Genomic DNA, 14,606 nt, shown 5'->3' on the forward strand with positions numbered 1-14,606 from the left:
TCATTTACTTAACGAATAATTTTCCCAGTTTCTAACGCAAGAAAGCTTTCGACTTCTTCTTGGCTAAACTGATTACAGTCACCATGAACCGTGTGTTTGAGTGCAGATGCAGCTGTTGCAAAATCAATAACTTTTTGATAGTTATCCTTGTTGAGCAGTCCATGTAAAACGCCACCAGCAAATGCATCCCCACCACCTACTCGGTCAACAATCGGATCGATTTGATGACACTTGGATTCATAATAGTTTCCATTCGCCCACAAGGTTCCCGTAAGCGCATTGACACTGGCTGAATATACTTTTCGTTTAGTTGAGTAAAAAACGGACACATTTGGATATTTTTCCTGCATTTTTTTATAACAATATAGATTATCCTTTGCTGCAAGTTCGCTATCATACGAAGAAATTTCAAAAAAGTGCTGAGCATCTAATTTTCCAGCAGAACAATAGTCTACATAAGGTAAAATTTCCCGAATCGTTTTTCCCGCCTCTGCTTTGCTCCAAAGTTTGCCGCGATAGTTGATATCGAAACTGATTTTACAGCCTGCTTGTTTAGCCGCTTTGATCAAAATTAACGTTTGTTTCTTCCAACTATCTGACAGTGCAGGCGTGATTCCTGAAATGTGAAAAATATCAACTCCAGCAAATAATTTCTCTGAGTCCCATTCGATCGTCTCCATCATGGCAAAGCTTGATCCAGCTCGGTCATATACCACATTTGCAGCTCGTTCTCCTATTCCTGTTTCCAAATAATAGGTTCCTAGTCTTGGTCCTCCGAATAATAGATCAGACGTGTCCACGTTATACCGATTTAAATGCTTTTTAACAGCTTCACCTACACCATTGGCTGGTACTTTACTAGCGAATGTGACCTGATGACCATAATTAGCTAGGGAAATCGCAACATTGGCTTCACCACCGCCGAAATGAACAGAAAAATTTTCACTTTGAGCAATACGAATTCCCGCATCAGACGAAAGTCTAAGCATGATTTCCCCTAAAGTTACAACTTTTCCCATACCTATTCTCCTTTGATTTCATGGAACTTTGCCATATATTCAGCAGCTATTTCTGTAATTTTGTCAAACTCACCTGTTGCAGCTGGCGCTAATAAATTACCACCTACCCCAACTGATACAACGCCTGCTTTAAACCATTCTGCCATATTGTCGAGACTCACACCGCCAGTTGGCATGATGTTTAGATAAGGCATAGGTGCTTTAAAAGCTGAAATAATGTTAGGACCATAAGCACTGCCTGGAAACAACTTAATGATATCCACACCACTCTTTAAAGCCTGCTTCATTTCTGTAATAGTCATACAGCCAGGTAAATAAGGAATTTGATAAAGATTACAAATTTCTGCAGTCTCTAAATCAAACGTTGGACTAACAACATAATCCGCCCCAGCCATGATAGCTAGTCGAGCAGTTACCGCATCCAAAACACTTCCAGCTCCTACTACAACTTCTGGAGAATCTTTATACTGCTCCGATAATTCTCTGATCACTTCGTCTGCTTGCGGAACTGTAAATGTCAATTCCAACCCATTCATGCCGCCTTTTACGATTGCATGACTTGCTTTGAGTGCCTCTTCTTTTGTTTCTCCACGAACAACTGCTATGACACCGGCATTTTGTAAACGTTGAAGGATATTCACTCTTTTCAAAACAACCACCACTTTCCTATACAGAAATTATATTTTATTATAAAGAAATTCACACCATCATTATACATAGATATCCGTAAAATGCAAACGTTTTTTTATTTTTTCCATTGTAAAATCGATTATTAAGCTATGCATTTTAATAATCAAAGAACGTTTCAAATTAATAGGTGCGTATTAATTTTTAAACAAAAAAAATCAAAACCACCAGCAATTTCTGATGATCTTGATTTTAACTTTTTATCTCTTATTATGTTTGTCTACATATATTTAAAATAGCTTTGCGCCTTTTGTTTGCCACTCAATTCAAGACTTGTTCAATTTCTTTTTTTGTTTGTAAGACAGCCTGGATAATCTTGTTTTTTGAATCGTCGTTTAACCGATATTTTGGCATACTAACGCTAAAAGCACCAATCACTTGTTGATCCTTTTTAATTGAAGCTCCTATGCAGAAAATCTCTAACTCCACTTCTTCATCATCAAAAGCAATGCCTGAGCGCTGAACTTCCTCCAATTCTTTGGCTAATCTCAAGGGATTCGTGATCGTATGCTCTGTATAAGGTTTCAATGTATGCGTCGTTAAGTATAGCTGGAATTCCTCATCGGAAAAAGTAGATAACACAGCTTTTCCCATCGCAGAACTATACAAAGGACGAGTGATTCCAATTTTTGAAGACATTCGAATCGTTTGATGTTTTGGATCCAATTTATTGATATATAAAATCTCGTTGTCACTTAATATGCCTAAATGGATCGTTTCATCAATGCTTGCTTGTAATTTTTCAAGATAAGGAAGTGTTATTTCAGCCAGATCCAGTTGTTCTAGCCGCTGATTTGCATAGCGAATCAGCTTTGAGCCTAATCGATAGCTTTTATTTTCATTCTTTTGAACATACCCAATCAGCACAAGTGTATCCAATATTTTTATCGTTGTTGAAGCGGTCATTTCAGTATTTTTTGCAATTTCCAATAAAGAATGATTTGGGTTTTCTGCTAAATAATCCATGATTTTAGCTGCTTTAATCAATACTGTTCCATAAGGTTTTGTTTCTGCCACCACACCCACCCTTTCTATATAGGAAATTATATAACACGAATAAGAAAATACAAATGATTTTGCATAAAATTTTTATTGATTTAAAAGTCAGATTGGTTGTGTATGAATCAATGACTAAGATCTTTCAATCTATGTTGATTAAAGTCTCTTAACGCACTTTCTGCTGGAATCATATGTTCTTCATAATTAGCCAATTTAAATTCTAGCCGTTCAATGGCTGTATTTAACTCTGTCGCTTTTTCTTTTAGCTCTGCAATTTGATCCGCGATGATTTCTTTACGTGCAGGCACTGTTTCATTCCCAACTTGAAATAAAGTCAAATATTCAACTAAGGATTCAATAGACAAGCCAGCATTTCTCATTTGTCGACTAAAAACGATCCAGCGCAAATCTTCTTCATCAAAATCTCGAATCCCGTTATCACTACGTTTCACTGGTGGAATCAAGCCAATCCGTTCATAATATCTAATTGTATCTGCTGAAACACCGCTTAATTCGCTCACTTTCTTTATATTCATGCGTTTTACCTCCTTAACGCTTTCTTTGAAACATCTCATCTTTTTCATTATAGAACAATTTTCTACGATTTGACAAACTTTCTTATTGACTTGAAGTTCACTTTAAGAGATAAACTGACTTCACAACAACAATTGGAGGAATACAATATGAACAATCAGACATGGTTAATCACAGGAGTAAGCAGTGGGTTTGGCTTAGAATTGACAAAACAATTATTAGAAAAGGGACATACAGTGATCGGTACGGTTAGAAATGATGACACGGTTCAGACATTGATCAAGCAATATCCAAAAACATTTGACAGAGAATTTTTAGATGTGACAGATACTGAGGCAATCCAGTTATTGATAAACAAAATCTATCAGAAACACAAAATAATAGACGTTCTTGTGAACAATGCTGGTTATGGTCTTTTTGGAGCCGCAGAAGAATTAACAGATCAAGAAATAGATAAAATTGTTGCAACTAATTTGACTGGTTCTATTCAAATGATCCGTGCAGTGATTCCGTTTATGCGTATGCAACAAGCTGGGCGAATCATTCAAATTTCTTCTTATGGCGGACAAGTTGCTTTTGCAGGAAATTCTATGTATCATGCAACAAAATGGGGAATTGAAGGCTTTTGTGAATCTGTAACCCAAGAACTAGCACCGTTTAACATCGGCGTTACAATTGTGGAACCAGGCGGCGCCCGTACAGAATTTCGTTACGGCAGTGCTCACGTGGCCGAATTAATGCCCGAATATGATAATAATCCCGCTCATGCTTTTTTGACTATGTTAGATCCTACCAACGGCTTAGCTGCTGGCGACCCTGTAAAAATGGCAACAAGAATGATCGAAAGCGCAACGGTCGAACCCGCTCCCTTACGTATAATTTTAGGCTCGCAGGCATTGGATAGTACGATTCAAACATTGGAAAAACGTGTAGAAGATTTCAAAAAGCAAACTAGATTAGCCGCATCAACTGATTTCTAACCGTTTATTTTAAAATAATCATGAATAAGTAAAAGGTTTGTGTATTTTAATAGTGTAGAAAAGTGAAAAAGATGGTGGCTAACGCTCTCAAAAAGGGGGGATGCCTATGGTTCTTGGCTTTATCCTAGAAAGGAACAAGCATGTCTGTTTTTGAAGCACTGACACTAATGATTGCATTTGCAACTTTAGTTGTGTCGCTGACGGATAGAAGCAAACCAAAAAAATAACCATCTAATCTTTACTTTGGACAGTAATTAGATGGTTTTAACTATTTAATTATAGCCACCGTCTTTTGAACGGGTCTACAAGAGAGGCAGACATCCTGCCTCTTTTCATTTATAATTCTAACATAAAAAAACAAAAAGGTCACCACTATTAATATGAAAAAAATTATTTTCGAACAAGCATAATTATATAAGCAAAATGAAGAATGAACATAGCTTAAACATCGCCTCTATAGTTTCAGGTCTCAATAGGCTTAAGATGATTTCACTCATTCCATTGTTGTTCTAGGTTTCTACCAAGGTTGTGTTGTTGGTCCCACTGTAAATTCATTCACATTTACATCTTCTGGTTGATCGATTGCATAAGCAACAATACTCGCAATGCGGTCCGGTGTTATCCCATATTGCTTATACAAACCTGTCATTCCTTCTGAAGTTTCTTTATCTGTAATCGTTGTAAGCAACTCTGTATTAATTGCTGCTGGATAAATAGTTGCAGTCCGAATGTTCGTGCCTTCTTGTGCTGATTCCATACGCAAGACTTCCATAAAATCACGAACCGCCCATTTTGTCGCACCATAGACTGCTCCACCAGGATATGCTTTTAATCCAGCCACAGAAGATGTTGTGATCACATGTCCTGATTTTTGTTCAATGAATGACGGTAATACCGCAGCAATCCCATTCAAAACGCCTTTAATATTAATATCAATCATTTGGTTCCATTCATTTACCTTTAATGCTGATAATGGTGAGTTTGGCATAATACCCGCATTCAGAAAAATCACATCCACTTTTCCATATGTTTGTTTTGCAAACGAAACAAGGCGTTCATTTTCTTCCGGAATTGTCACATCGGTAACTTGATAAACAGCCTCTCCTGTGTTCTTTTTGATTTCTTCTGTAATACGTTTAAGGTTTTCTTCTCTACGTGCAGCTAAAACAACTTTTGCCCCTTTTTCAGCTAATAATTTTGCTGTAGCTTCTCCGATTCCTGATGATGCTCCTGTAATAATAATAACTTTATCTTTGATAGACATAGACTGTTCCTTCCTTTCAATGAAATCCTCTTTTGTTATTTTGTAAACCGAACTTCAATACTTGAATGATCCAACACTTCATTTAGTAATTCTCTTTCGCGGATCTTTCCCAATGGTGTATAAGAATAATTTGTTGAAAATGAGTCATAAAAAAGTACGAGACACTCCGAACCAAATAGCATGATATCACCTTTTTCAATTTGTGTAATTATTTCTGGATTGACAGGCAAAGGGTTTGATAAATAGCTGTATTTTTCATTGCTATTCAGCTCATCCATCGTGAGTGTTAACGGAAATCTTTCTTGCAACGCTCGTGATGAAGGATTATTCAGCCATTCGATAGAAAATATTTTTTGTTCGATTTCGATTTTTGTCATTCCCTTATCAGCTTCCTCTATACTTATCTGTTGGGGATATGTTTCCTCACTGCTTATAGACGACAAATTCTGTTTTTGTTCCACGCTTTCCAGTCCTTTACACCCTTTGATCATCGGCAGAAAAACCATGAGCGTGATTCCGAAAATCATTCGATTATTCATCGATCATTCGGACAACCTTTGCCGGACTTCCAACGACGATAGCATTCTTTGGCACATCTTTTGTCACTGTTGCATCTGCAGCAATAACTGAATTTTCACCCACAGTCACTCCAGGCAATATTGTCACATTTGCACCAATCCATGCATTTTCCTTGATCACTATGGGAGCCACTTTGATCCCTCTTCGTTTCTCTGGCTGGATTAAGTGATTTACTGTAAGTAGTCTGCTCCCTGGACCGATCAAGACATGATCTTCAATCGTAATACCGCCAAGGTCAACAAAAGTAACATTTTTATTAATGAAAATATCTTGACCAAATGCAATATGCCTGCCAAAGTCAGTATAAAACGGCTGAGAGATTGTAACAGTTTCAGAAATAGCTTTTCCTGTGATTTCTTCTAAACGAATCAAGAGTTCTTTGTTTTTTAGATACTGTGCATTTAGCTCCATAGCTTTAGGTTCATTTTCAGCTTTTATTGAGTGGATTTCTTTAAATAGCGGAGAATCTTGCAGAATCTCTTTTCCAATTATTTTTTCTTTCAAACCTATTTTAGACATGTTATCCCTCACTTTCTTTTTCTAAAGCTAGCTTTATTGTACAAGAATCAAGTATACTTAACTAATACTTATAAATAATACATGAACATAACTTTAAGTTATAGGAGGTAATAAGATGGACTTACGAGTGTTGAATTATTTTTTAACAGTTGCGCGAGAAAAAACAATTAGTAAAGCTGCAGAAGCTCTTCATATTTCACAACCTGCATTATCGAAACAATTAAAAGATTTAGAAGCTGAGTTGGGCGTTACTTTATTTGAGCGCGGAAATCGTTTTATCACACTAACCGAAGAGGGCGTTTATTTAGCCAACCGAGGAAAAGAGATCATTACTTTGGTGGACATGACGACCACAAATTTAAGTAGAAATAAAGTAGTCAGTGGAAAAATTGCGATTGGAGGTGGCGAGACTCAAGCGTTTAGCTTTCTTGCCGCCCGTCTCAATGAATTGCAACAAAAGCATCCCGACTTAACTTTTGAGTTATACAGCGGTAATGCCGATGATGTTTTAGAAAAAATTGATAAAGGACTCCTTGATTTCGGTTTAGTGATCGATCCTGTCGAAAAACAAAAATATGAATACCTACGTTTGCCTTTATCTGATCATTGGGGAATTCTTGTTAATGATGCGCATCCATTAGCTTCAAAAAAGGAAATAGTTCCAGAAGACATTCAGAAAATGCCTTTATTGATTTCAAATCAATCATTTGTAGATAACCTACTTGCTGAATGGCTCGGTGAAAATATTGAGCATTTCAACATTATAGGTACTTATAATCTACTCTATAATGCTTCGTTGCTTGTTAAAGAAGGTATGGCGGGAGCGCTTTGTATTGACGGCATTATCAATACTTCAGAGACAAACTTGACCTTTATCCCTTTTTCACCACCACTCACTGTAACATTAAATATTGTTTGGAAAAAAGGACAGATTTTTTCCAATGCCGCAGAAGAATTCTTGCGGGTTCTTCACTCTTTCTAAGAAAAAATACTGTAGCCTTCTGTCAAAAGCTACAGTACTTTCTTTTTCTTCTTCTATTTGAATCGATCTTTTAATCCACTTGAAAGATCCTTGAATTGTTTACCGATTTCTTTTCCTTTTGTTTTATATTCCTCACCGATGCCTTTTCCTTCTTCTGCATATTTTTCGCCAAGCGATTTTCCTTGTTTTTTGGTTTGTTGAACCGTTTCCTTTAGTTGCTCGATTTCTTCTTTAAATGACATTATTATTCCTCCTATCTTCTTTTATAGATATTATACATCTGTAGATAAAAATATATCTATAGATTGCTTAAAAAAAACGAATTACTCTTTTCTGAGCTCCACTTCATTGAAGCATTCAATTAGTGTGAATTTCTCTAATTATTTTTTCCATGTGCTGTGTCCTTCTTAATTTTAACAATTTCATTTGATCCCTTTATGCTATAATCAATCCATAAAGGGGGAGGTTGTATTTTGTTAACTAAATCTTTATATATTTCCTTATTAACTGTTAGTCTTCTATTTTGCATTGTCTTATTGTATTCAGAAATTTCTCTCTTTACTTTTGGATTAGTAATAGGAGCGTTGATTTGGATTCTAAGTCTCTATACTTTGTTAAAATATAATCAATTTTTCTTTCTCGCTATTGTATTTATATTTTTAATTATTTTATTGGTACCTCTGTTTTTATTGTTCCTTATGATGTATATTTTTAAAGGTATTCCTGACACTTCTCATTTATTTGAAACTACTCTTACATCAGTTACAGGTATGAGTTATTGTTTTTTAAATCCTTTATTGTCCTTAATCATCATTAGTCGCAGTCATGCAGAAAGACTTTTAAACGAAGCAAGATAACTGTATCTACTCCCTAAAATCTATTTGAAATTTCGCTATATCTTTGATACACTATTTACGAGTGATCACCGCTCGGACTTAGAGTTCTTAAGCGTGGTGCCTAGAGTTGTGACTCTAGGCTTTTTTATTTGAACTACTCTGGATGCTGCTCTTTTTCCAATACTAGCCTTGCATCCTAGTCTTTTTCTAAACGATCGTCTAATTCTTTTTTTGTCCATGTTTTACTACTTTCTTCACAATATCAGTTTTCATCCAATTCGTCATCGCACGCTGGACACATCAGGCAGCCGTAATCATCTCTCATCTATTCCACTCCTTAAAAATAAATCTTACTTCAAAATTTCAATGGACACTTATTCACACATGACTGACAAAATAAGAAATGAGACAGTTGATATCATGGAAAAACTACGGCAGAAGGACAACTAATTTGCCACAAAAAAAGCCACTGGCGGCAAACCGGTGGCAATTTTTATTCAATTTTTGAGAAAAAAACTTATTAAAACCTAGCTATTTCTTCGGTTCATCCTCGTCCATTTTCAGAACTGCCATGAAAGCCTCTTGCGGAACTTCAACGGAACCAATTTGTTTCATTCGTTTTTTACCTTCTTTTTGTTTCTCTAATAATTTACGCTTACGGGAAACATCTCCGCCGTAACATTTCGCTAATACGTTTTTACGCAACGCTTTAATATCTGAACGAGCAACGATTTTTTGACCGATAGCAGCTTGAATCGGTACTTCAAATTGTTGTCTTGGAATTAATTTTCTAAGCTTTTCAACGATTGCCTTTCCACGCTCATAAGCAAAATCTCTATGCACGATAAAGCTTAATGCATCGACTTTTTCACTATTCAATAGAATATCCATTTTCACTAGTCGGCTGGTTCTATAACCAGACATTTCATAGTCAAGAGATGCGTAGCCTTTCGTACTTGACTTTAATTTATCAAAGAAATCAAAGACGATTTCCGATAAAGGCAATTCATACACCACATTCACACGATAGTCATCCAAATAGTCCATTGTGACAAACTCACCCCGTTTGCGCTGAGACAGTTCCATCACAGCACCAACATAATCATTAGGTACCATGATTTGCGCTTTAACAAAAGGTTCTTCTACTGAATCGATTGTTACTGGTTCTGGGAAATCAGCTGGATTGTCAACAACCACTTGTGAGCCATCTGTTTTATTAACACGATAGATAACTGAAGGTGCAGTTGTAATCAAGTCTAAATTAAACTCACGTTCCAAACGTTCTTGAATGACATCCATATGAAGTAACCCTAAAAAGCCGCAGCGGAAACCAAAGCCTAATGCTTGAGATGTTTCTGGCTCAAATTGCAAGGCTGCATCATTTAGCTGTAACTTTTCAAGTGCTTCACGCAAATCGTTGTAACGAGAATTATCGATTGGATAGAGTCCGCAATAAACCATTGGATTCATTTTACGGTAGCCCGGCAATGCCTCCTGAGCAGGGTTCTCTGCTAATGTTACTGTATCTCCGACTTGGGTGTCTTGTACCGTTTTAATGCTGGCAGTAATGTAACCTACATCCCCTACCATTAAGTAGTCACGTGCTACAGCTTTTGGTGAAAAGATCCCAACCTCTGTCACATCAAAGGTTTTGCCGTTACTCATCATTTGGATTTTATCTCCTGGCTTAACGACACCGTCCATTACACGAACGTTTAACACAACACCACGATAACTGTCATAAACAGAATCGAAAATCAACGCTTTTAATGGTGCCTCTAGATCTCCTGTTGGTGCTGGTACATATTCAACGACTTGCTCTAGAATATCTTCAATCCCGATCCCTGCTTTTGCACTTGCTAGCACAGCTTCACTAGCATCAATGCCGATCACATCTTCGATTTCTTTACGAACACGTTCAGGATCAGCCGCAGGTAAATCGATTTTATTGATGACAGGCAAAATTTCTAAATCATTATCCAATGCAAGATACACATTCGCTAAGGTTTGAGCTTCGATTCCCTGCGCCGCATCAACAACTAAAACAGCTCCCTCACAAGCAGCCAAACTCCGAGACACTTCATAGGTGAAATCCACGTGTCCAGGGGTATCGATCAAGTGAAAAATGTATGTTTCACCATCTTTGGCAGTATACGTAAGTTCGACAGCATTCAACTTGATCGTAATTCCGCGTTCTCTTTCAAGATCCATGGAATCTAACAGCTGATCCTGCATTTCACGAGTAGTAACGGTATTCGTTTTTTCTAAAATACGGTCAGCAAGTGTTGATTTTCCGTGGTCAATATGGGCAATAATGGAAAAATTACGAATTTTCTCTTGTCTTTGTTTCATGTCATTTATATTCATTTATTGTCCTCATTTCTTTAATAAAAAGCTAAATGAGCGATGCATATAATTCGAGATATCCTATGCTCATCGCTCCGATCTTTTTCAATCAGCACTTACCATTATAGCAAGGATTTACTTAGAATTAAAGAACTTTCCACATTCCGACTGCTCTAATCAACTCAGGATTAAAAATCGTCAAACTGATTGGTAATAAATAGGACGTGCTGCTTTTCTATCATGAAAAAACCAGTTTGAGGTACATCAAGACGTAACAGCTCTTCATTGCTTAAATTTAATAAACAGCCTCTAAATACTCGACCGAAAAGACCATGCGCCATGATAATTACATGTTCCGCCTCTATTTCTGTCAAGTCTCTTATAAAATCATTACAACGTTCTTTTACCTCGAACAGACTTTCTCCATCTGGAGAGTTAAAATACCAGTTAAACGCATCGCAGTCAATTGTAGGATGAACTTGTTGAATTTGTTCTTTGTTTTTACCATTCCATCGTCCAATATTGACTTCCTTCAAACGCTCGTCTGTAATGAGCGTCAATGAGTTTCTATTAAGTATTTTCTGGATGAGTGCTGAGCTTTGCAGCGCCCTTTCTAATGGACTCGACACAAACATGATTTCTTGATCCGCAACTGCTATCAACTTTCGCTTTAAAAGAAATCCATTTGTTTGCGCCTGCTGTTTGCCGACTTCAGTCAAAGGAGAATCAAGAATTCCTTGGTAGATGCCTTTTCTATTGTAGGTCGTTTCTCCATGTCTTAATAAATAGATTTTTTTCTTCACGATACCAACTCCTCTTATGCTAGCGTAGCATAAAATGAACATTACGCAATCAATCTTAACTCTTTTTTAATAAGCAAATACTCTGTATATTCTGTTTTTTTTGATATACTGGACATAGTAAACTAATTGGAGATGGAAAAATGGACCAAAACGAGTTCAGAGAAAATTTAGAATTAAAAGTTGTTGATGAAAAATATGTAGACCAATTCAACGAATTGTTGAGTTACGTCTTTCAATTCACAGAAGCTGATTTGGAAGAAAGCGGCTATGAAAGTAAAAAAGAATTGATCAAGTCTAAGCAGCCGATTTTAGAACAGTCAAAAGTTTTTGGCTGGTTCCATGAGGACAAACTGATTTCACAGATTGCGATTTATCCCTGTGAGGTAAATATTCATGGTACATTATTCAAAATGGGCGGTGTCACTGGTGTCGGGACTTATCCTGAATACGCTAACCACGGACTTATGCAGGACTTGATTCATTTAGCTCTTAAAAATATGCGGGAAGATAAACAATGGATCTCTTATCTATATCCTTACAATATCCCTTATTACCGTAGAAAAGGCTGGGAAATCATGTCCGACAAGTTGTCATTTAAAATTCGTGATACTCAGTTACCTAAACAAGTCAGTGTTCCTGGTATGGTTGAGCGTGTGAGCGTAGATCATGAGGATGTTTTTACGGTCTATGCAAAATTTGCTCGTCAAAACCACGGCGCATTGATCCGTAGCGAATTCAACTGGGAAGAATACTGGCGTTTTGAAAATGAAGATGAACGAACTGCCGCAGTCTATTATGGGGCAAATCAAGAACCTTTAGGGGTTTTGTTTTACTGGGTCGCAGAAGAAGTCTTTCATATCAAGGAAATGTTTTATATCAATCAAGAAGCTCGTAATGGCTTATGGAATTTCGTTTCCGCTCATTTCTCAATGGTCTATTGGGTGACGGGCGATATATACAAAAACGAACCTCTTGCCTTTTTATTAGATGACAGTCAGATCAAAGAGACTATTGAACCTTATTTTATGGCGAGAATCGTAGATGTGAAGGAAATGCTGCTTGCTTATCCATATTCTAGCACCGCAAAACCATTTCACTTTGTAGTTAGTGATCCTGTCGCAGAATGGAACAATGGCATTTTCAGCTTGATTTGGGATGAAGACGATCAAGTGAGTGTTTCAAACGAACCATTGGGACATCCTGTCACGATCGATATTCAGACCTTAACTTCTCTTTTGATGAATTACCGTAGACCAACGTATCTTCATCGAATTGAACGTTTGAATACTGATAAAGAAACTTTAAAATCGTTAGAACGAATTTTCCCTGATCAAGAAGCTTATTTCAGCGATTATTTTTGATAAGACTTGTTTAATGCAGATTAATTAACTTAGATGATTATTGGAGGAACTTTGACATGAAAATTTATTTTGCAGGCCCAATGTTTGCTCAAGCAGACTTACGTTATAATGAGTATTTAGTAGAAAAAATCCGTGCTTTAGACCATTCTATCCATGTTTATTTGCCGCAGGAAAATGGTGCGATAAATGATAAAACTGCCTATGCTGACAGTCAGATGATTGCACTTGCTGATACACAAAAAGTTCTCGAAAGTGATCTCTTGGTTGCTGTCTTGGACGGCGCGGTCATCGATGCAGGTGTAGCTTCGGAAATTGGGGTCGCTTATGCCAAAAATATTCCAATGATTGGATTATATACAGATACTCGGCAGCAAGGAGCGGACAATCACAAAAAACTGACTGCGTTAAACAATACTGCAGAAAATCAATTCCACTACTTAAACCTTTATACTGTCGGCTTGTTAAAATTGAATGGTTCAATCACAACAGATGAACAATCCTTTTTATCATTGATTCAAGATCAGTTAAATTAGTTGAAAAACTTAGCTCTACCTTTCTAAAAGAGAAGATTTTGGAGGAGATTTTATGGCTATTGAATTTGAAGATCGACAAGAAAAAAGAGCATTTTACTTTTTGCTCATTTTCGGAATTATTACGTTACTCGTTAATATCGTGAAGATTTTTGTGGTACAGCCTACGGAACAATACGTATTACTAGCAGCTGAAATGGTTGCTGGTATTGCTGTGATCTTTGTTCCATTCATTTTTACAAGGTTCACTGGTTTGATTTTTCCAAAAATGGTTCGCCTTTATTACTGGTTTTTTATTTGGATTGCTGTATTTCTTGGTACTGGGCTGCGTTTGATCATTGTTATTCCATTTTGGGATAAAATTTTACATGCAGTCAGTCCTATACTTTTAGTGGCAGTGGGCTATGCAATTATCGGCTATTGTTTAAAAGAGACGGATTTTTCTAAAATCAGTCCTTGGTTGTTCATTATTATGGGGTTTGCCTTTGCTGGTTTATGTGGTGTTTTTTGGGAGTTTTGGGAGTTCATTTGTGATTCTATCGGAAATATGAACTTACAGCGTTATATGACAGAAGCTGGACAACCCTATGTCGGTCGCGCCGCTTTGATGGATACGATGGGAGATCTATTGACAAATACGATCGGCGCTTTGATTTTAACTGTTTATAGCTTTTTTAAACGACACGATGCTGATTATTTTAAAGCCTATGCATTTAGAAAAGCGAACTAATTCTGCACGTAAAAAAAGGAGATGATCATTTGGCTTCAATTTACAAAAAAACAGGTATGCTCTCGAGTGAAAAAATCGGTTCCTATGACTCAAGTAGTGTTTATAAGAAAACGGGCTTATTGTCGAGTGATAAAGTTGGTTCGTACAGCAATGGGAAAATTTACCGTAAAACTGGATTTTTATCAAATGAAACAATTGGATCATACGGAAATGGAAAAATCTATCGTAAAACTGGGGCTTTCGCAAATGAAAGAGTTGGTTCTTACGCCAACGGGAAAATCTATAAAAAGACTGGTATGCTTTCAACTGAAACAATCGGAACTTATAGTGGAGATGACGACGGAGCTGCGGCCGCAGCTTTACTTCTTTTAAACTTCGACTAAAAAATCTAGGAAAATATTAAAATCCAGTTTTGGTTGAAATTTAAATCTGATGAA

The 14,606-nt window shown here is 36.7% G+C and carries 17 protein-coding genes; 7 read left to right on the forward strand and 10 right to left on the reverse strand.

Features of this window, described 5'->3' with window-relative positions; translation table 11 throughout:
* Positions 1–8 precede the first annotated feature (8 nt).
* The 4 genes from BCR25_RS19575 to BCR25_RS19590 all read right to left on the reverse strand — a co-directional run bounded on the left by BCR25_RS19575 (position 9) and on the right by BCR25_RS19590 (position 3,241).
* Entirely contained in the window at positions 9–1,019 is a 1,011-nt protein-coding gene (locus BCR25_RS19575; protein WP_069665294.1) for a sugar kinase, read from the reverse strand.
* A gap of 2 nt (positions 1,020–1,021) precedes the next feature.
* Complete coding sequence (locus BCR25_RS19580; RefSeq protein WP_069665326.1) at positions 1,022–1,669, reverse strand: bifunctional 4-hydroxy-2-oxoglutarate aldolase/2-dehydro-3-deoxy-phosphogluconate aldolase; 648 nt, start codon at positions 1,667–1,669, stop codon at positions 1,022–1,024.
* Positions 1,670–1,967: 298 nt separating this feature from the next.
* The gene (locus tag BCR25_RS19585) at positions 1,968–2,723 is read right to left on the reverse strand and encodes an IclR family transcriptional regulator (protein WP_069665327.1); all 756 of its coding nucleotides are present in this window, start codon (positions 2,721–2,723) and stop codon (positions 1,968–1,970) included.
* 107 nt (positions 2,724–2,830) lie between these two features.
* Positions 2,831–3,241 (reverse strand): MerR family transcriptional regulator, encoded by a 411-nt coding sequence (locus BCR25_RS19590; protein WP_069665295.1) that lies wholly within the window; start codon positions 3,239–3,241, stop codon positions 2,831–2,833.
* A 147-nt stretch (positions 3,242–3,388) separates the two neighbouring features.
* Here BCR25_RS19590 and BCR25_RS19595 point away from each other — a divergent pair, with 147 nt between their 5' ends.
* Positions 3,389–4,219 carry an SDR family oxidoreductase gene (locus BCR25_RS19595; RefSeq protein WP_069665296.1) on the forward strand — a complete coding sequence of 277 codons (831 nt, stop codon included), beginning with the start codon at positions 3,389–3,391 and terminating at the stop codon, positions 4,217–4,219.
* A 140-nt stretch (positions 4,220–4,359) separates the two neighbouring features.
* A complete protein-coding gene (locus BCR25_RS21025; protein WP_379975133.1) occupies positions 4,360–4,446 on the forward strand; it encodes a putative holin-like toxin in 87 nt (28 codons plus the stop codon).
* Positions 4,447–4,736: 290 nt separating this feature from the next.
* Here BCR25_RS21025 and BCR25_RS19600 read toward each other — a convergent pair whose 3' ends face one another.
* The 3 genes from BCR25_RS19600 to BCR25_RS19610 are packed head-to-tail and all read right to left on the reverse strand — an operon-like array spanning position 4,737 to position 6,581.
* Positions 4,737–5,483 carry an SDR family oxidoreductase gene (locus BCR25_RS19600; protein ID WP_069665297.1) on the reverse strand — a complete coding sequence of 249 codons (747 nt, stop codon included), beginning with the start codon at positions 5,481–5,483 and terminating at the stop codon, positions 4,737–4,739.
* Positions 5,484–5,518: 35 nt separating this feature from the next.
* Positions 5,519–6,022, reverse strand: a complete 504-nt coding sequence (locus tag BCR25_RS19605; protein ID WP_245792197.1) for a cyclophilin-like fold protein — start codon at positions 6,020–6,022, stop codon at positions 5,519–5,521.
* On the reverse strand, positions 6,015–6,581 hold the full coding sequence (locus tag BCR25_RS19610) for a DapH/DapD/GlmU-related protein (RefSeq protein WP_069665298.1): 567 nt from the start codon (positions 6,579–6,581) through the stop codon (positions 6,015–6,017). The genes BCR25_RS19605 and BCR25_RS19610 overlap by 8 nt, the downstream gene beginning before the upstream one ends.
* A 115-nt stretch (positions 6,582–6,696) precedes the next feature.
* Here BCR25_RS19610 and BCR25_RS19615 point away from each other — a divergent pair, with 115 nt between their 5' ends.
* The gene (locus tag BCR25_RS19615) at positions 6,697–7,563 is read left to right on the forward strand and encodes a LysR family transcriptional regulator (RefSeq protein WP_069665299.1); all 867 of its coding nucleotides are present in this window, start codon (positions 6,697–6,699) and stop codon (positions 7,561–7,563) included.
* A 53-nt stretch (positions 7,564–7,616) separates the two neighbouring features.
* On the opposite strand, the gene BCR25_RS19620 is transcribed toward BCR25_RS19615, so the two are convergent.
* From BCR25_RS19620 to BCR25_RS19630, 3 genes are all read right to left on the reverse strand, one after another.
* On the reverse strand, positions 7,617–7,805 hold the full coding sequence (locus tag BCR25_RS19620; protein WP_069665300.1) for a hypothetical protein: 189 nt from the start codon (positions 7,803–7,805) through the stop codon (positions 7,617–7,619).
* Positions 7,806–8,930: 1,125 nt separating this feature from the next.
* On the reverse strand, positions 8,931–10,766 hold the full coding sequence (gene lepA / locus BCR25_RS19625; RefSeq protein ID WP_069665301.1) for a translation elongation factor 4: 1,836 nt from the start codon (positions 10,764–10,766) through the stop codon (positions 8,931–8,933).
* 167 nt (positions 10,767–10,933) lie between these two features.
* Positions 10,934–11,548: a histidine phosphatase family protein gene (locus tag BCR25_RS19630; RefSeq protein ID WP_069665302.1), complete on the reverse strand. Its 615-nt coding sequence runs from the start codon at positions 11,546–11,548 to the stop codon at positions 10,934–10,936.
* Positions 11,549–11,688: 140 nt separating this feature from the next.
* On the opposite strand from BCR25_RS19630, the gene BCR25_RS19635 reads away from it, so the two are divergent.
* From BCR25_RS19635 to BCR25_RS19650, 4 genes are read left to right on the forward strand one after another with little or no spacing between them, the layout of a single operon-like run.
* Complete coding sequence (locus BCR25_RS19635) at positions 11,689–12,909, forward strand: GNAT family N-acetyltransferase (RefSeq protein ID WP_069665303.1); 1,221 nt, start codon at positions 11,689–11,691, stop codon at positions 12,907–12,909.
* A 56-nt stretch (positions 12,910–12,965) separates the two neighbouring features.
* Positions 12,966–13,442, forward strand: a complete 477-nt coding sequence (locus tag BCR25_RS19640; protein ID WP_069665304.1) for a nucleoside 2-deoxyribosyltransferase — start codon at positions 12,966–12,968, stop codon at positions 13,440–13,442.
* A gap of 52 nt (positions 13,443–13,494) precedes the next feature.
* Positions 13,495–14,169, forward strand: coding sequence for a DUF2238 domain-containing protein (locus BCR25_RS19645; RefSeq protein ID WP_069665305.1), 675 nt, complete (start codon positions 13,495–13,497; stop codon positions 14,167–14,169).
* A 29-nt stretch (positions 14,170–14,198) separates the two neighbouring features.
* Positions 14,199–14,552 (forward strand): hypothetical protein, encoded by a 354-nt coding sequence (locus BCR25_RS19650; RefSeq protein ID WP_069665306.1) that lies wholly within the window; start codon positions 14,199–14,201, stop codon positions 14,550–14,552.
* Positions 14,553–14,606 lie beyond the last annotated feature (54 nt).

Origin of the sequence: Enterococcus termitis (genome assembly GCF_001730305.1) — a bacterium.
Classification (GTDB): Bacteria; Bacillota; Bacilli; order Lactobacillales; family Enterococcaceae; genus Enterococcus_L; species Enterococcus_L termitis.